Genomic DNA, 17,737 nt, shown 5'->3' with positions numbered 1-17,737 from the left:
AACGCTCATGTCCCAGGCTATTCGCGACAACCTCAAGCGCTTGCTGGCGCCTCGTCACCTGGCTTTCGTTGGCGGACGCAGCATGGCGCGCGCGCTCAAACGCTGCGCCGACGGTGGCTTTGAAGGCCAGATGTGGCTGGTCAACCCCCAGCATGACCACCTCGACGGCATTCCCTGTGTACGCCGCATCGCCGATCTGCCCTGTGGCCCGGACGCGGTATTTATCGCCACCAATCGCGAGCTGACCTTGACCTGTGTCGCCGAGCTGGCCGCCATCGGCACCGGTGGCGCCATTTGCTACGCCTCCGGGTTTGCCGAGACCGGTGCCGAGGGCCAGGCCCTGCAAGATCAGTTGCTCAAGGCGGCCGGTGATATGGCGCTGTTGGGCCCCAACTGCTACGGCCTGCTGGACTATCTGCACAGTTCTGCGCTGTGGCCGGTGGCCCATGGCGGCAAGCCGGTCGAGAAGGGCGTGGCGGTACTGACCCAGAGCGGCAACTTCGCCTACAACCTGTCGATGAGCGACCGCTCGTTGCCGGTGGCCTATATGGCGTCGGTGGGTAACCAAGCGCAGTTGGGCGTCGCGGAGCTGATGGATGTGCTGCTGGATGAACCACGGGTCACGGCTATCGGCCTGCACCTGGAAGGATTGAAGAACGTTCCTGGATTTGCCCGGGCCGCCCACAAGGCTCTGGTAAAAGGCATCCCGATCATCGCTCTGAAAACCGGCGTATCGCAGATCGGCGCGCAGTTGGCCCTGAGTCACACCAGTTCGTTGTCCGGCTCTGATGTGCTGTACGACAGCCTCTTTGCCCGCCTTGGCGTGATCCGCGTCAGTGGGCCGGTAAGTTTTGTCGAAACCCTGAAAGCCGCGGCTTGCGGCAACTTGCCGGCGGGCAATCACCTGATCGCGCTGGCCTGTTCCGGCGGCGATGCCGGGTTGATTGCCGACTATGCCGAACGCAACAACCTGGGCCTGCCGAAGCTGGATGCCGGTCAGCGTGAGGAGCTGGCGCAGGTGCTGCCCAGCTACGCCAACCTGGTCAACCCACTGGACTTCACCACGGCCATCTGGGGCAACCGCGAAGCGCTGAACGCCATGCTTGACACGGCGCTGCGCACGGACGCCGATGCCGCCATGTTGGTGCTCGACTACCCGGCAGAGTTTACCGGCGAGCGTAAGGAGTGCGACTTGCTGCTGGAGCTGTTTTGCAGTGCATTGGTGCGCCATGGCAAGACCGGTTTTGTCACCTCGGCGTTTCCGGAGCTGCTGCCAGCCCATGCCCGTGAACGCCTGCACGCCCAGGGCGTCGCCGCCTTGCAAGGCGTGGAGGACGCGCTGGCGGCCTGGGGCCGAATTGCCAACTACCAGAGCAACCGCCGCGTCTTGTTGGCGCGGGGTGAATCAGCCTTGATTCCGCTGTGCCCGCAAGCCCTTCAGGACCCTGGGTTTGCCCTCAATGAATGGGATTCCAAACAAGCCCTGCGCGCGTTTGGTCTCACCACACCGACCGGCATCCTCAGTACCCCCGAGCACGCGATTGCCGACGCGTTGACGTTGGGCTATCCGCTGGTGCTCAAGGCGGTCAGCACCGAGCTGCCGCACAAAACCGAGGCGGGTGCCGTGGCGTTGAACCTGCGGGACGCTCAGGCGCTGACGGCGGCCCTGGCGCACATGCGTGTGCAGATTACCGCCTACGCGCCAGGTGTGGCATTCGATCAACTGCTGCTGGAAACCATGGCCACGCCACCCTTGGCCGAGCTGATCGTGGGCATCAAGCGTGAAAGCGACTTCGGCCTGGCGTTGGTGATCGGTGCCGGCGGGATTCTGGTGGAGTTGCTCAAGGACAGTCGCAGCCTGTTGTTGCCCACCACCGACGATGCCATTCGCAATGCCTTGTTGAGCCTGCGCAGCGCCGCGTTGCTGCAAGGCTTCCGCGGTCGTGAAGTGGCCGATATGGAGGCCCTGGTGGCGGCGATTCGCGCCGTGGCCGATTACGCCTGCGCCAATGCCGGGCGGTTGCTGGAGCTGGATGTCAACCCACTGCTGGTCAATGCCCGGGGCGCCACGGCGGTCGATGCGTTGATCCGCCTCGCCCAGGCTTGAAGGAGATGACGATGCAAAGCAAAACCTTGACGGGCGGCCAGGCCCTGGTGCGATTGCTGGCCAACTATGGCGTCGACACAGTGTTCGGCATTCCCGGGGTACACACCCTGGAGCTGTATCGCGGCTTGCCTGGCAGTGGCATTCGCCATGTGTTGACCCGCCATGAGCAGGGCGCCGGTTTTATGGCTGACGGATACGCGCGGGTCACCGGCAAGCCGGGCGTGTGCTTCATCATCACCGGCCCCGGGGTGACCAACGCCGCTACCGCTATCGGCCAGGCGTACGCGGATTCGATTCCGATGCTGGTGATTTCCAGCGTCAACCACACCGCCAGCCTGGGCAAGGGCTGGGGCTGCCTGCATGAAACCCAGGACCAACGCGCGATGACGGCGCCCATCACCGCGTTCTCGGCCGTCGCGTTGAGTACTGAAGACCTGCCCGAATTGATTGCGCGTGCCTACGCGGTGTTCGACAGCGAGCGGCCACGGCCGGTGCATCTCTCGGTGCCGCTGGATGTGCTGGCGGCGCCGATTGAGCGGGACTGGAGCGATGAGGTGGTGCGCCGTCCCGGACGTGGCGTGCCGTCGGCTGAAACCCTTGAGCAGGCTGTGGCGAAACTGGCGTCTGCCAAGCGCCCGATGATCATTGCCGGAGGGGGTGCGTTGCTGGCCGCTGAGGCCTTGCAGCGCCTGAGCACACAACTGGCCGCGCCGTTTTTCAGCAGTGTCGCGGGCAAGGGTTTGTTGCCGGTGGGGCATCCGCTGAATGCCGGTTCCACCCTGTGCGTCGAACCCGGCTGGCAACTGATCAGCGAGGCTGATGTAGTGTTGGCCATCGGTACCGAAATGGCCGACACCGACTACTGGCGTGAGCGCCTGCCGCTCAGTGGCGAACTGCTGCGGGTGGATATTGATCCGCGCAAGTTCAACGATTTCTATCCCTGTGCCGTCGCCTTGCAGGGTGACGCCCGGCAAACGGTAGAGGCTCTGCTGGAGCGCTTGCCGTCCACGCCGCGTAACGCCGATGCGGCAATCAAAAAGGTGACGGCATTACGCCAGGCCATCAGCGCCGGGCACGGGCCATTGCAGTCGATTCACCAGGCCATTCTCGACCGCGTCGCCGCCGAACTGCCCGCCAACGCGTTTATCAGCAGTGACATGACCCAACTGGCCTACACCGGCAATTACGCCTTTCACAGTCATGCTCCGCGCAGTTGGTTGCATCCCACCGGCTACGGCACCTTGGGCTATGGCTTGCCCGCCGGTATCGGCGCCAAGTTCGGCGCTCCCCAGCGACCTGGATTGGTGCTGGTGGGCGACGGCGGGTTCCTCTACACCGCCCAGGAACTGGCAACTGCGGTAGAGGAGTTGGACAGCCCGCTGGTCGTCCTTTTATGGAACAACGACGCCCTGGGGCAGATCCGCGACGACATGCTGAGCCTGGACATAGAGCCCATCGGCGTACTGCCGCGCAACCCGGATTTCGCGGCCCTGGCGCGAGCGTTCGGCTGCACCGTGACCCAACCCCAGAACCTGGATGAGCTGCAGACGGATTTGCGTAATGGTTTCAAGCGCAACGGCGTGACCCTGATCGAACTCAAGCATGCCTGTGCCTGTTGATCTTTAGAGGAACAAGACCATGAGCGATAACAACAACAAAATGACTCAAGCCATGCACCGCCGGGACTTCCTCAAACACAGCGCCGTCGCCGGTGCCGTGGCGGCGGCGTTCTCCATGGGACTGCCACTTCAAGCCTTCGCCGAAGAGGCCACGCCCAAGGCCGGTGGCATGCTGCGCTTGGGTCTGGCCGGTGGTAGCACCACCGACTCCCGCGATCCGGGCTCCTGGACCGATACCTTTACCTTTGTCGGCTTCTCGGCCGTGTACAACACCCTCACTGAAATTGCAGTCGACGGCAGCGCCATTCCCGAACTGGCGCAGAGCTTCGAATCCACCCCGGATTCGCGCGTCTGGACCTTCAAGCTGCGCCAGGGCGTGACCTTCCACAACGGCAAAAGCCTCAACGCCGACGACGTGGTGGCGTCGATTAATCATCACCTGAGTGCCACGTCTACTTCAGCGGCCAAGACCGTGCTGGGCGACGTTGCCAGCGTCAACGCCAAGGGTACCGATACCGTGGTGTTCGAGCTGCATTCAGGCAATGCAGACTTCGCCTACGTGGTCGCCGATTATCACCTGGTGATCATGCCGACCAAAGACGGCGCCGCCGACTGGCAGGCCGGTATCGGCACCGGCGGTTATCGCCTGAAAAGCTTCGAGCCCGGGGTGCGCATGGACCTGGAACGCAACCCAGATTACTGGAAGCCAGGCAGGGCGCATTTCGCCAGTGCCGAGCTGCTCGCCATTGCCGACGGCGCGGCGCGGATCAACGCGCTGGTCACAGGGCAAGTGGATGTGATCAACAAGGTCGACCTGAAAACCGTTGCCCTGCTCAAGCGCAATCCCAACCTGGTGATCGAGGAAACCAAGGGCGCCCAGCACTACACCTTTCCGATGCTGTGCGACAGCAGCGAGTTCAAGAACAACGATATCCGCATGGCCATGAAGCACGCGATCAACCGCGAAACCCTGCTGGCCTCGGTGCTGCATGGCTATGGCCTGGTGGGCAACGACCACCCGATCCAGCCCGGCAGTCGCTTCATCAATAGCGCGTTGGAGCAGCGCACTTACGATCCGGACAAGTCGCGTTTTTACCTGCGCAAGGCCGGTGTCGAGTCCCTCAAGGTGCGCCTGCAAGCTTCGGACGCCGCCTACACCGGTGCGGTGGACGCCTCAGTGCTGTTCAAGGAGCAGGCCCGCCAGGCCGGGATCGACATCGATGTAGTGCGCGAGCCGGCGGATGGCTTCTTTTCCAATGTCTGGATGAAACAGCCGTTCACCACCTCCTTCTGGTACAGCAGCCTGACGGCCGACCGCATGTTCAGCATCGGCTATGCCAAAGGCGCGGCGTGGAACGAAACCCATTGGGATAACCTTCGTGCTTGCGGCCAGTGCCCACTGCGACGGCGATGAGCTTCGTCATCGCTTGCCAGCGCATCTCAAGGTTGGCCCCGTGGAGCGGATTCGTGAACTGGTGAACCTGCAGTTGGTAGGCATCAAGGTCAAACCATTGCCGGTAGCGCCTCGGCAGATCCCGTTTCATGCCAACAACACCTATTTCATGCTCGAACTCAGTGCCCGTGATGTGGTGCAGCTGCAGCACTCGGGAGGATTCGCCTTTCATGTCGCCGGCGAATTTTCCGAACTTGAATTGAAATTCTGGGCCATCAGGAACTGAACCTATGTTGATGGAGAAAGAACAAGCCCTGGACGAAAAGACGGTCTTGCTTGACCGCCAAGGTCGTGGACCTGAGCAGGGGCCGATCACCGACTTCGCGTCGCCGCCGCGCTTCGAGCAACTGGAAGACCGAATGGTCTACGCCGCCCGCTTGCAAGGCGCGCAGAAGAGGCCGGGGCGAAGATCAAGCTGAATTATTTTATTCCCCGGGAAGGTTCGCTGATCTGGTTCGATAATTTCTACATCCCGGCCGACGCGCCCCATGTCGCCAATGCCCACACATTCATCGAGTTTCTCCTGCAACCCCAGGTGATGGCCGACGTCAGCAACACCATTCACTACGCCAACAGCAACCTGGCGGCCAAACCTCTGGTCAATGCCGATATTCGCGATAACCCGGCCATTTACCCGGACCCGGCGACGATGCAGCGGCTCTTTACCCAGATAAGCCAGCCGCCAGCCGCCGTGCGTCTGATCACCCGTACCTGGAATGCCGTCAAGACGGGCAAATGATCCAGGACCTCCTCAACCCTAGAAGGTGAACCCCATGACCCTGCCGAATCCCGAATTTTTTGCGCAATTCGACCACGACCAACTGGTGGCCGCCGACAAGGCCCACTACATGCACGGTTTGCCGCCCCCAACAAGTTGAGATCGCTCACCGGGCACACCAGCACACCGTACTGGCGCTGCTGCAGCACAAGCTCGATGGCATGCCGTTCAAGCACCATCGACAACACGCTGCGTATCGCCGCCATCAACGGGCGAAAACTCATGCCCTGGTCGCCGTGCTGGTAACGTCCCTCAAGGCTCGGGCGCTTGCTGTCGCTGGCAAACGTCGACAGTTCACCCAAGATCGACAACAAGGTTCGGTACAACGCTTCAGGACTGACGCGGACGAGGTCCAGGTAGTGGCGCAGAACCAACTCGGTGCGGTTGATCAGTTGCAGCATCAGAAAGTCGCCAACCTCTGCTCCTCCAGCCTTGCCATTGGAGCCCAGGCGTTCGGCAATGGCGTCACCACGGTTGGTCAGCAGCCCGATCACCTCCTTGAGACAGGACAGCAGGTAGCCGGACCCTTGCAGGTGGATAAACGTCGGGACAAAGTCCGGATCCAGACTGACCACGCCGTCTGGAGTACAACCCAGTACTTGGGCAACCTTGAGTTTCACATACGCTTGGTCGGTCTGTTGCTCACCCGCCAGCAGGCGGAAATCCGGACGCCCACAGCTGATCTGACAGCGAGAATCTTCGCCGGCATTGGAGTCAACCACATCGACCTCGCACGTGATGTAGCGCGCCAACACCTCGGACTGCTGCGCCTGGCGCGCTTCAACGTGGTTGCCGGTCACGAGTGGCAAAGCCAGGTAAACAGACTGCGCCACCGTGTTCGCCGGAATTTCGAGGAGCAACGGCTGCAGCGTACCGTTCAGCTCGAAGAGGCTGCCGTCGGGCAGTAGGCCACTGGCCTGGTTGACGACCACCTTGCCCATATTGAGGTACTGAAGGTCGAGTTCCAGGGTCAGAAATCCCCACGAATGACTGCCGAGCAAGCGGGTTCGATGCTTGAGCTGCTGATCGTAGTAACGGTCGTTGTGCTGCAAATGCTGACGCTCGGCGCCCACGCCGCAAGACAACCCATTGATTCAAGGCAAAGCGTCCCAATTGCCCCAGCGACGCCGCGTACCCCAGCAGGTCCGTCCTTCGCGGACTGGCGCACAACAACAAGCCCGAAATTTTCTTCCGTCGGTTGGTCAACGGCACGCACAGCAACGATCGCCAAGACTCAGCAATGGCTGGCAGGAAGCTCGAGTCATACAGACCGTTGCCCACGTCGGCGACGAAGAGCGCTTGGCTCTGCCCCATCGCAAACTGCAATAGTTGCTCGTTCTTGAAGTCCACATCCGCCTCCAGTTCACTGAAATTGCCTTCTGCACTCATGTCCAGACGCAGACTCAACAGTGCGCCGTCGCTGCGCTCCGAATACTTGAGTGCGCACAATTGCAGTGGCAGGACATCGGTCGCATAGCAGGTCCGAAAACGACAGTTTTCGCCGTTGATCGCAGCGCTTTCGATCGGAGTTCCTCGACATGCGCTCCAGCAACAGGAAAAACTTCTCACCTCCAAAGGTTTCGTTATGAAAACGGCTTAGCAGGCTTATTTGCGACCAGTCACTCTGACTGCCCCAGGCAGTCGTCACGACCGCTTCGTCAATGACGCTGCACAGCACATAACGCGCGCCCACGACCTGAGTGTTGTCGACACCTTCATGCAAGGCCCGAGCCTCAAAAAGTGCGATACCGGATGCCAGGCGATCGTTCAGCGCATGAAGATTCTCCTGAGCAGCACTGCTTTTGAGCCGAACCACCTCGGACAATAATTCCCAGGCAGCTGCCACCAAGGTGTTGAGCCCGATATTGAAGTTCTCCGAACGCAATCCGGCATTGGCGCCGTTTCTAGGGGATGCCGGCCAGGATCCTGATGTGGAACGGTTGCTCGAAGGTTTTGCGTTCCTGACCGGTCGTCTGCGGCAAAAACTTGATGACGAGTTGCCCGAGCTGAGTCATTCGCTGATGCACTTGCTGTGGCCCAACTACATGCGGCCGTTACCAGCGTTCAGCATGTTGCAGTTTGATCCTCTCAAGCGCGCAGGTCCTGCCATTCGGGTAGAGCGAGACACCCCGTCAAGCACGTAGCAATGCTCGAGTTGATGTACTTGTGCCTGTCCCTGGGATTCGAGGGCAAGTACCGGGTCGTGGAGCGCGGCGTGCTTCAGCTAGAGGGTATTCGGGATGCCCTGTATCGACAGATCAGGCACGTACGCGGAGATGCCCCCAGGGATACCCCAACTGAGCCGCCTCGTGGGCAACAACACCGCAGGCTGGTGCGGATTGTTTCCGTGACCTGGGTGACGGTTTTTGTCACGGCCTGCTTGTTGATGATGTATTCGGGGTTTGCCTGGGTGCTCGGCGAGCAGCGCGAGAGGGTGCTACAGCCTTATCAAGAACGGGCTCCGCTCATCACTCCAACGCATAGGTAATGCAGGTAGCAACCATGAAAGCATTTTTCAAGAGAACTGCTGAGTTCCTGGGTATTACCTGGCTGTGGAGTCTGTTGCTAGTGCTCCTGATAGCCACGGCAGTGTGGTTTATCGGGCCTCTGTTGGCGGTCGATGATCACCGGTTCTTGCAAGGTTCGGCGACGCGCCTGCTGACTATAAGTGCGCTGTTTCTGCTGTGGGGCCTGGCGATGGTCTTCTTCGGTCGACACGGTGTAGTACCGCAGAACAACCCTGAAACTCGGCAGCACAAGCAGCTCGTAGAGCATGAACAAAAGACAATTCGTGTTCGCTTCAGGGAAGCATTGCACCTTCTGAAAACCTCAAAGCGTTACGGAGAACGCAGCGGGCGCTGGCGCAACGATTTGCCCTGGTACCTGCTGATCGGGAGCACGGGCAGTGGTAAGACTCGATTGCTCGAGTCGGACGGAGTGCAGTTGACGCACGCCTGGATTGATCCCGCGTCGATCCGTAGTGCGAGCGGCACGCACGACTGTGAGTGGTACTTTGCTGATGAAGGGGTGCTGGTCGATACCGCAGGACGCTACCTGAGCCAGGCTGCCGGTAGGGTAGATGGCGCCGGTTGGTCGACGTTGCTTGAGCTGTTGAAACGTCGCCGTCGATCCCGACCGCTCGAAGGCGTACTGGTGGCTCTGTCGGTGGACACGTTGCTTAACGGCAATGAGCAGGCGCTGGAGGTCCTGGCACGCCAGGTCCATAGCCGACTGCAGGACATTCAACAGACCTTGCATGTTGATTTGCCGATCTATCTGGTCCTGACCCAGGCAGACCGCTTGCCGGGGTTCGCGGAGTTCTTTGATCGGATGGAAGGTGAGGGCGATGACTCCTTGCTCGGCGCGCGACTTGCCTGCGGTAGGGGCGGCGCTGATATCGCCGAGGTGCGCCTGGGATTTGAAGCGCTACTCCAGCGCCTGAGCAGCGAACTTATCCGGCGCTTGCATCAGGAGCGAAATCTCGAACGCCGTGGGTGGATGCTCGATTTTCCCAATCAGGTGGCCCAACTGGGTGAGCGCCTATGTCTGTTTGTTGAGTTGGCTTTTTCTGCCCACCGTTATCAGCGCGTCAACACCTTGCGCGGTTTCTATTTGACCAGTGCCGCTAGCAGTACTGCGATGGATACAGGGATGTCCTTGTCGCAGGGGCAGAGCAAAGCCCCCGGCTCCTGGGAAACACGATCGCGTTTCATCCAGGGTTTGTTCAGTCGGGTGGTTTTTTCCGGGGCCGATCTGGTGCAACTCGACAGTATCGAGCAGCGCCGGCTTCGGCGTCGCCAGCGTATGCTGGCCCTGGCTGCGCTGCTGGTCGTCGGGGTAACAGGCCTGCTGTGGATGCGCAGTTATTCTGTGAACTATCAGCATCTGGAGCAGGTGCGTGACCTGACCCAGCAATTGGCGCAACCGCCGTCATCGGTGAGCGATGCCCTGATGATCCTTCCCACGTTGGACAATCATCTGACGGCCACTCGGGTTTTTCCGCCAAAAGGTCAGGCAAGGTTGTCCGAGCAGGTGGGGCTGTATCAAGGCGACAGCAGCCGACCGGTCCTGGACAACGCTTATGAACAGACTCTGCAACGCCTGCTGTTGGCACACGTCAGCGAGATGCTCGAAGAGCAGGTACGGGCCAACCTGGGAGATCGGGAGCGGTTATCGGACAGCTTGCGGGCGTACTTGATGCTCAACCTGCGAGAGCGGCGTGATCCGGACTGGCTGAAGGAGCGGGTCGCGGGCCAATGGTCCGCGCGGCACACCGGTGAAACCGGGGCGCAGCGACGGTTGAACGAGCACTTTGAGCGACTGCTTGAACAACCCTTTGTGCAGACACTCAACGATGAGTTGGTGGCTCAGGCACGTCAGGTGCTGCGGGGGGAGTCATTGGCCAGCGTGGTGTACCGTGTACTGCGTGAGCAGGCGCGTCACCTTGAACCTTATCGTTTCAGCCAGCACCTGGATCCACAGGGCCGGGTGTTCGCCGGGATTGATCACCCTGTCCCCGGGTTTTACACACAGCGTTATGTGCGTTATTTCGCAGGGCAAGGAGCCCGGCTGGTGAACACGCTCGTGCAAGAGAACTGGGTGCTGGGGGAGGGTACCGACCTGAGCCCGATGGACTTGCGTCGGCTGATGGTGGAGTTGGAGCAACGTTACTTCAGCGAATACGCCGAGGCCTGGAGCGAGGCACTTGGCCGGGTTCGTCTGCAAGACACCGACACGGCCAGAAAAGGCGCCGAGCAATTGGCCAGCCTGACCTCGGCACAGTCGCCATTGTTACAGCTGTTGCAACAGGTAAGGGAGCACACGCGTTTTCCGTCGGCTGCGGAGCGTCTCGATGAGCTGGCTGCCAACAAATCGGGGCAGGTGACGCCCCTGGGACAAGTTGCCCAGGTCGCATTGGGCAATGCTCTGGCCGTAACTCCCAATGAGTCGTCCGATACCGCTCGCCGGGCGCTGCAACGTCGTTTCGAGTCCCTGCATCAATTGCTGGATGATCAGCACAATCCTGGAATCGAACTGACCCAGGCATTACAGGCGCTTAACCAGTTGCACTTGCAACTGGCGACTCTGAGCCGAGAGGGGCAGCCGGAGCAGGCAGCATTCAATATGGTCAGGCAGCGGATGCAGGGACAACAGGATGCCCTGAGCGACCTGCGCAATGTCGCCATGCGTTTGCCGTTGCCGCTTGCCTCCTGGATCGATGGCTTGGCTGACAGCTATTGGCGCCGGGTACTCGATGATGCCTACCGCCATGTGAATCAGCGCTATCAAAGTGATGTGTACGGTTTTTACGCCAAGGCAATCAAGCAACGCTATCCATTCAATGCCCACGCCAGCAGTGATGTCGCCCTTGATGACTTCCATGAGTTCTTCAGGCCTCAGGGCGTGCTGGCGCGATTCTTTGACGGCTACTTGAGACCTTTTGTCAGTGGTGATGCGGGCCGTTATCGATTGCGCAGCCTGGATGGCCGCAGTTTACCCATGTCTCGAGCGTTGCTTGATCAGTGGGGAAAGGCACAGGTTATTCGCCGCGGTTTTTTTGCTGATGATCAGGGCCCGCCTCATGTGCGTTTTACGCTTGCGCCGTATAGCCTCGACTCTACGGTGAGCCGTGCGATCTTTCGATTCGGTGGCCAGCAAATGGAATACCGCCATGGTCCGATTGTACCCATGGCATTCCAATGGCCGACCGAGACTGAGGATGGTCGTAGCAGCCTGGTGTTGGAGCGGGGTGTGGAGCGACCATTGGGCATTGAGAAAAACACCGGGCTCTGGTCCCTGTTCCGGCTGTTCGATCTGATGCAAAGCGAGCCTTTAAGCGGTCGAGATGTGCGGGTGCTCAAGGCCGACCTCGGTGGCTTGCGCGCCAACTACTTGCTGACCAGCCAGAGCACGTCCAGCCCGTTTGATCTGGCAATGTGGCGTACTTTCCGCATCCCGGAGCAGTTGTGATCCGCCGGGACGGTCGCTGGCGCAGCGCTGGACGAACCGACCGCGGCAAGGTCAGAGGCCGCAATGAGGATGCATTTCTCGATTGTCCGCAACAAGGCTGCTGGGCGGTGGCGGATGGGATGGGAGGCCATGAAGCGGGTGACGTTGCCAGTCAACTGGTGGTCAATAGCCTGGCCGAGTTGCCGGGGCAAGGCAATTTCGATGAGCGTCTCCAGGAGGTTCGAAGCTGTCTGCAATGGCTTGATCGGCAGTTGGCACAGGTACTGCCCGTAACGGATCACGGTGCTGATTGCATCATGGGGAGCACGGTGGTAGCGCTGCTGCTTGAGGGGGATCGCGCGGCCTGTATCTGGGCCGGTGACAGTCGCTGTTATCTCTGGCGGGAACAGGCGCTGTACCAGCTGTCCAGGGATCATTCCTTGATGGAGCAGCTGATCGATGAGCAGCAGATGAGCCTGGAGCAAGCGCGAGGTCATCCACAGGCCAGGGCCTTGACCCGGGCAGTGGGTGCGCGGGCGCCATTGACATTGGAGGTGCTGGAGCTCAGGACTGTTCCTGGGGATGTGTTTCTATTATGCAGCGATGGTTTGTATCAGGGGCTCAGTCCTGGAGAGTTGGGAGGTGCCCTGAGCCTGAGGGCACCACATCGGGTCCTGGACAGGCTGTTCGAAGCGGTGTTGTGTGGTGCTGCCCGGGATAATTTGACCGCGGTGGTGGTGCAGCCATGAGCGATCTACAGGCCTGCTCCGGTGCAAGCCCGACCCCGACAGCCGCCACCATACCTTCCTTGCTGGCTGGGCGTTATCGTATTGAAAGAGTGCTGGGTGCAGGCGGCATGGGCGTGGTGTACCGAGCCCGGGATCTGCTGCATGAGCAATTTGGTGAGCCTGAGTCCAGTGTGGCGTTGAAGGTACTGGGGGGCGTGTTTTCCCAGGCAACGGACGCCCATGTGCTGTTGTACAGCGAATTTGCCCTGACACGTCGCCTGCGGCATGAGCGGGTGATCCGGGCTTACGCGTTCGAAGTGGATACACCTTGCCAGATGGCGTTCTACACCATGGAACTGATGACTGGCGTGACCCTGGACCGTTTGCTGCTTGAGTGCCCAGGCGGATTGCCCTGGCATGAGTTGCAGCCCATTGCCGTCGGTTTGCTCGAAGCATTGAGTTATACCCATCAACAAGGTGTGCTGCACGGGGATGTGAAACCGGGCAATGTCATGGTGGGGGATCAAGGGCTGCGACTGTTTGACTTCGGCCTTGGCCAAACCGTGAAACAGGTGTCGGCGGGGCTGCCTGGTTTGAGTCGCAGTCGATTCAATGCCTGGACCCCGTCCTATGCCGCACCGGAACTGTTTGATGGCGCACCACTGTCTGCCAGTGCCGACCTCTATGCCGTGGCGTGTGTACTCTATGAACTGGCGCAAGGGCGGCGCGCTTCTGACGGTCACTTGAAGAATCGGTCTGCATCACGATGGGACTCACCCGGAGAGTTACCCCGACACTGTTGGTCAGCGCTACGTATGGCCATGGATTTCGACCCCCACTGTCGCACTGTGACAATCGGTGAGTTACGAGAAGTGATGGGGCGCGCCAGAAGCGGCATCCGGCGCTGGTTCAAGCCCCGAAGTTGTACTCAGCCAACCAAATCATGAAGCTGACAATATTCGGCCCAGCTCAATCCGGCCATCTGAGCGACTTCTTTATGGACTTCAAGGCGCCGCGCTTCGAATTCTTCGGGTGAGGGGGCTGTCAGTTGCAGCGTCAGTTCCCAGGCGAACAGCCCTTGGCGTTCCGCTTCGGCCTCAAAGGCTTCGTGCAGGCGTTCGGCACGGTATTGTTCAAGCGTTTCTCCCTTGGCTTGTGCGGCCAAGGGGTTCAACGTGTTCAGCTCGGCAGCCAGGTCAGGGTGTTGGTTCAAGAACCTGTCCAGGGCGAGTTGGTGGTTTTCACCGGGTTGAGACAAAGGCTTACTCCAAAATGGACAGGTGGTCGATTCGTGTCACGAAGCTCGGTGTAGACGGCTGGTACGTCTGGCGCGCTTGCGCAAACGGTGGTTTACCCAGGTTTGCAACGGGTCAAGCAAGAAGAACAGCAGATAGGCTGTCAGCACCAGAGCCAAGTCGATCCAGGTTTGCGCTATCGGTCCTTCAAACCACTCGATGCCGGCTTTGATCAGAAACAGAAGTGCGACACCACACAGCCATAACATCAGGGTGAAAAGCAGTGGGCGTGCACGACTTGAACGCTTGTGTTGCATGTTGAATACCCTTTCCTTGAATACGCAGATGGGCTTCGGCCACACCTGCTGAGCCGCTCTTTCCGCTTGATTCGAAGCGCGTCTTTCCTAACGGCTCCCTATTTCTCATGACTGGCCCGGACGGGTTTTGGTGCCCGTATCGACAAAGCATCCTTGGCCAGGCACATGACCGTTCGGCCAAATTAAGATGCAGATAGTAACAATTTATCCCGTTTATGTGGGCATAAGTCTGTACCAGAAAGCGCTTGATTCGCGCTCAAACCGGCGGGCTTGCCAGCACCGTTGTGCCATTGCCTCGAAGGCGGGCAAGGTCACACTCTCGTTGGCGGCATCGCCGGCACTGGATGAGAAGCGTAGCGGACAATCACTATTTCGGCCTTGAGGTCGAGTCCGTTCGAGAGGCGCGTCGTTTTTTGAGGCAACAGGTTTGGCAAAGGATGGGCCAAACCCGGGCAGTCGACAGGCGGCGTGGGTCAAGGCAGATGCTGAATAATTGTGCGCCCTTGGGCGAATTGCTTTCGTTTGCGGTCTCAGGACGTGTAGCGTTATAGCCTCGTTGAACGCAACGGCTTAAGCGTTGCTCCCGGTACCGCAAAGGCCGGGGGGCGATGGGGCAGAGGGATATGTCATGGCACAAACGCTGTTCAAACTCTTCTTCACCCAACGCCTGGCAGCCTTGGCCAGCACCGAGTCGTTACGGGCCATACGCGAAGGGTTGTTGTGGATCCTGCCGTGCCTGCTGGTCTCGGCGGGTTTCCTGGTGTTGTCCGAATGCGCCCAGGTGCTGGGGTTCGACCCGCAACTGGTGAGCTTTCTTTCCGGGTTGCACGCCAAAATCAGCTCGGTGATTCCGTTGCTGGTGGCGGCTTCCATCGGTTACATGCTGGCGATCCAGCACCGCTTGCCGCAGTTGCCAGTGGCTTTTCTGTGCCTGTCCCATGTGGTGATCGCGACATTTGTCCTGCGGGATCACCCCCGGGCAGCAGCGACTTTTGTGTTGTTTATCGCGATTGCTTCGCCGCTGCTCAACGTGCCGATCATTGCCTGGTTGCACCGACAGCGCTGGACCCGCTTGGTCAACGTGGATCTGGTGGGGCATAACCTCAAAGGCACCATCAATATGGTACTGCCGGGGGCGATCACGGCGGTGATCCTGGTGTGTGTTCTGTCGCTGTTGCTGCAAATTCCTCATATCGCGCAGATCGAGGGGCCGATGGCGTTCGATGCATTGGAATCGCCCTACACCAGCGGGGCGTTTGTAGCGGCGGTCAATTCACTGCTGTGGTTTTTTGGCATTCATGGGGTCTATGCCATTCAGCCGTTGTTCGACGTCATGGATCAGGCTGTTGCCCTCAATGGTGCAGCCCTGGCCGCAGGTGAGCCGATCAAATACGTGTTGAACGGCGGCCTGTTGGGGTGTTTTGCGTTCATCGGCGGGTCGGGTGGTTCATTGTGCCTGCTGCTGGCGATCCTGCTGTTTTCCAAGAGGCAGTCCATGCGCTTGCTGGCGGTGGCCAGCCTGCCGTTGTCGCTGTTCAATGTCAGTGAAGTGCTGCTGTTCGGGTTGCCCATTATTCTCAACCCGCGGTTGTTCATTCCCTTCCTGTTGGTTCCCGTGCTCAACGCGCTGCTGGCCATGACGGTGGTGCAGATGGGCTGGGTGTCGCCGTCGGTGGTCAGCGTGCCGTTTACCGCGCCAGTGTTGCTCAACGCTTATTTGAGCACCCACGGTGACTGGGGGGCGGTGTTGCTGCAGGTCGTGCTGGTAGCAGTGGGTACATTGATTTATATGCCCTATGTGCGAGCGATCCAACGGGCAGCAGAGGGCGGGACGGTGTACCTGAAATCCTTCGATACAACCTTTAGAGGATTGGAGGAGAAGGGGCGCCTGCTGGAACTGGACCCGGTATTGGCGTCCCATAAAACCCTGGCCCGCCAGGCCAGTGAGTTGAGCCATATCCAGCAGATCAGCGACTACGAGTTTTACCTGGAATTCCAGCCGCAGGTGTCGACCACCACCGGTTTGTGTACCGGCTGTGAAGCACTAATGCGCGCGCGCGATGCCAAAGGTGTGGTGCATTCGCCCTGGGAGTTCCTGCAATGGTTGGCGCAGGCAAGGCTGATGCCGGATGTCGATGTCTGGGTGGCGACCCAGGCGGTACGGCAATACCAGAAGTGGCAGAAGGTGGGTTTCACGCTGCCCATGACCATCAATATTTCCAGTGCAACCTTGATGTCCCGGGCCTATGGCGACCGCCTGGTGGCGATTCTTGCCCAGGCCCAGGGCCAAGTGTCGGTGGAGATTACCGAGGATGCGTTGGTGGGGGATATTCAGGTGACGCGTCAGATGATCGAGAAACTGCAGGGTATCGGTGCCAAGGTCTATATCGATGACTTTGGCACCGGCTTTTCCGCCCTGAGTTATTTGCATCAATTCCCGGTGGACTTCATCAAGATCGACCGCAGTTTCGTGGTGGCCCAGCACGACCCCAAAGGCGCCCAAGTGCTGACGGGCTTGTTGCGTTTTTGTGAGGCGTTGAACCTGGGTGTGGTGGTGGAGGGGGTGGAAACCGCCGAGCAGTTGGCCTTCCTGCAATCCGGATCAGAGCTGATTATCCAGGGCTGGTATTTCAGCAAGGCGCTGCCCGGTGATCAATTGCAGGGTTTTGTTCGTGAGCGGGCGATCAAGGCCGCGGGCTAGCGTACTCATCATGTGACCGTTGGACTTCTTCAACCAACCGATCGATTCCGTCCAGCCGAGCCCGATTGTCATGATCCCAAGGATGAAACCCCGGCTTGAAGTAATGCAGCCACGGCAGCGCCATCCGTGGAAACACGCCCTTGGGCCCGTATAAAAACTTGAGCATCCGCCAGAGCCCCTTCAGGTGCCCCCCAGCGCGGCGATCAGCAATCAGCAGATGCAGGTGAAAATCAAACACCACTAACCAGAAGAGCACCGTGGTGAACAGCATGGTCCCGGTGCGTAACAGGTAGCGCTTGGGCCCTGGTTTGATCACTGTATTCCAGACGTCAAACGCCACTGCTTTGTGCTCGGTTTCTTCCAGTGCATGCCAGTACCACATCTGTTGATAGCTCTTGATCGACCTGCCAAAGCGCGAAGGGTCGCTGAGGAGAATTTCGGCCAGCATCGCGGTGTAATGTTCCAGGGCTATGGTCACCGCCAGGTTGAATGAGGCGGGCAGGTGTTTTTTCTGCAGGTCCAGCACCACTTTCAGTCGACGGTCCAGGGTGTGTGCCGGCAGGCCGGCGGCTTGCAGCAGGTCGTTGTAGGCCAGGTGTTCGCGGCTGTGCATGGCTTCCTGGCCAATGAAACCCTGGACCTCTTTCTTCAACTGCGGGTCTTCAATGCGATTGCGGTAGTGGCGCACGCTGTCCATGAAGAACAACTCACCCTGAGGAAACAGCAACGACAAGGCGTTTAAGAAGTGGCTGATGAAGGGACCTTGTTCGTGCCAGTTCTTGATGTGCTCGGCAGGCAGGGTAAAACGCAGATCGCGACGAATAGGCAGCATGTTGGGTGCTCCGTGGCG

At 59.7% G+C, this 17,737-nt stretch carries 9 protein-coding genes and 9 pseudogenes; 12 read left to right on the top strand and 6 right to left on the bottom strand.

Annotated elements, in window-relative coordinates; genetic code table 11:
- Positions 1-7 precede the first annotated feature (7 nt).
- The 6 genes and pseudogenes from J7E41_RS09565 to J7E41_RS09540 all read left to right on the top strand — a co-directional run.
- Positions 8-2,107, top strand: a complete 2,100-nt coding sequence (locus J7E41_RS09565; protein ID WP_214992063.1) for an acetate--CoA ligase family protein — start codon at positions 8-10, stop codon at positions 2,105-2,107.
- 11 nt (positions 2,108-2,118) lie between these two features.
- Complete coding sequence (locus J7E41_RS09560) at positions 2,119-3,726, top strand: 5-guanidino-2-oxopentanoate decarboxylase (RefSeq protein WP_214992062.1); 1,608 nt, start codon at positions 2,119-2,121, stop codon at positions 3,724-3,726.
- A 19-nt stretch (positions 3,727-3,745) separates the two neighbouring features.
- Positions 3,746-5,107: pseudogene (locus J7E41_RS09555) on the top strand (ABC transporter substrate-binding protein); the annotation flags it as partial.
- Positions 5,100-5,405, top strand: a pseudogene (gene tssK, locus J7E41_RS09550) (type VI secretion system baseplate subunit TssK); the annotation flags it as partial. The pseudogenes J7E41_RS09555 and tssK (J7E41_RS09550), both read left to right, overlap by 8 nt.
- A gap of 4 nt (positions 5,406-5,409) precedes the next feature.
- Positions 5,410-5,571 (top strand): annotated as a pseudogene (locus tag J7E41_RS09545) (type IVB secretion system protein IcmH/DotU); the annotation flags it as partial.
- Positions 5,565-5,918 (top strand): annotated as a pseudogene (locus J7E41_RS09540) (extracellular solute-binding protein); the annotation flags it as partial. The pseudogenes J7E41_RS09545 and J7E41_RS09540, both read left to right, overlap by 7 nt.
- 116 nt (positions 5,919-6,034) lie before the next feature.
- Here the strand turns inward: J7E41_RS09540 and tssK (J7E41_RS09535) are convergent.
- The 3 pseudogenes from tssK (J7E41_RS09535) to icmH (J7E41_RS09530) all read right to left on the bottom strand — a co-directional run.
- Positions 6,035-7,051: pseudogene (gene tssK / locus J7E41_RS09535) on the bottom strand (type VI secretion system baseplate subunit TssK); the annotation flags it as partial.
- Between the two features lie 316 nt (positions 7,052-7,367).
- Positions 7,368-7,526 (bottom strand): annotated as a pseudogene (locus J7E41_RS28005) (type VI secretion system baseplate subunit TssF); the annotation flags it as partial.
- A pseudogene (gene icmH / locus J7E41_RS09530) lies at positions 7,486-7,836 on the bottom strand (type IVB secretion system protein IcmH/DotU); the annotation flags it as partial. The pseudogenes J7E41_RS28005 and icmH (J7E41_RS09530), both read right to left, overlap by 41 nt.
- On the opposite strand from icmH (J7E41_RS09530), the pseudogene J7E41_RS09525 reads away from it, so the two are divergent.
- From J7E41_RS09525 to J7E41_RS09505, 5 genes and pseudogenes are all read left to right on the top strand, one after another.
- A pseudogene (locus J7E41_RS09525) lies at positions 7,808-8,089 on the top strand (type VI secretion system baseplate subunit TssF); the annotation flags it as partial. The pseudogenes icmH (J7E41_RS09530) and J7E41_RS09525 sit on opposite strands and share 29 nt — an antisense overlap.
- Positions 8,077-8,445, top strand: a pseudogene (gene icmH, locus J7E41_RS09520) (type IVB secretion system protein IcmH/DotU); the annotation flags it as partial. The pseudogenes J7E41_RS09525 and icmH (J7E41_RS09520), both read left to right, overlap by 13 nt.
- A 14-nt stretch (positions 8,446-8,459) precedes the next feature.
- Positions 8,460-11,927, top strand: coding sequence for a type VI secretion system membrane subunit TssM (gene tssM, locus J7E41_RS09515; protein WP_214992056.1), 3,468 nt, complete (start codon positions 8,460-8,462; stop codon positions 11,925-11,927).
- Positions 11,927-12,655 (top strand): PP2C family protein-serine/threonine phosphatase, encoded by a 729-nt coding sequence (locus tag J7E41_RS09510; protein ID WP_214992195.1) that lies wholly within the window; start codon positions 11,927-11,929, stop codon positions 12,653-12,655. The genes tssM and J7E41_RS09510 overlap by 1 nt, the downstream gene beginning before the upstream one ends.
- Positions 12,652-13,581, top strand: a complete 930-nt coding sequence (locus J7E41_RS09505) for a serine/threonine-protein kinase (protein WP_214992054.1) — start codon at positions 12,652-12,654, stop codon at positions 13,579-13,581. The genes J7E41_RS09510 and J7E41_RS09505 overlap by 4 nt, the downstream gene beginning before the upstream one ends.
- On the opposite strand, the gene J7E41_RS09500 is transcribed toward J7E41_RS09505, so the two are convergent.
- Positions 13,563-13,892, bottom strand: a complete 330-nt coding sequence (locus J7E41_RS09500) for a DUF6388 family protein (protein WP_169354226.1) — start codon at positions 13,890-13,892, stop codon at positions 13,563-13,565. The two genes, J7E41_RS09505 and J7E41_RS09500, sit on opposite strands and share 19 nt — an antisense overlap.
- A gap of 36 nt (positions 13,893-13,928) precedes the next feature.
- On the bottom strand, positions 13,929-14,186 hold the full coding sequence (locus tag J7E41_RS09495; RefSeq protein WP_214992052.1) for a hypothetical protein: 258 nt from the start codon (positions 14,184-14,186) through the stop codon (positions 13,929-13,931).
- Between the two features lie 628 nt (positions 14,187-14,814).
- Here J7E41_RS09495 and J7E41_RS09490 point away from each other — a divergent pair.
- Positions 14,815-16,887, top strand: coding sequence for an EAL domain-containing protein (locus J7E41_RS09490; RefSeq protein ID WP_214992049.1), 2,073 nt, complete (start codon positions 14,815-14,817; stop codon positions 16,885-16,887).
- On the opposite strand, the gene J7E41_RS09485 is transcribed toward J7E41_RS09490, so the two are convergent.
- Complete coding sequence (locus J7E41_RS09485) at positions 16,871-17,719, bottom strand: metal-dependent hydrolase (RefSeq protein ID WP_214992047.1); 849 nt, start codon at positions 17,717-17,719, stop codon at positions 16,871-16,873. The two genes, J7E41_RS09490 and J7E41_RS09485, sit on opposite strands and share 17 nt — an antisense overlap.
- Between the last annotated feature and the right edge of the window lie 18 nt (positions 17,720-17,737).

This window comes from Pseudomonas fluorescens (assembly GCF_018614655.1).
Classification (GTDB): domain Bacteria; phylum Pseudomonadota; class Gammaproteobacteria; order Pseudomonadales; family Pseudomonadaceae; genus Aquipseudomonas; species Aquipseudomonas fluorescens_BX.
Note: the sequence above shows the minus strand (reverse complement) of the source record. Positions and strands in the feature narration are given on the sequence as shown.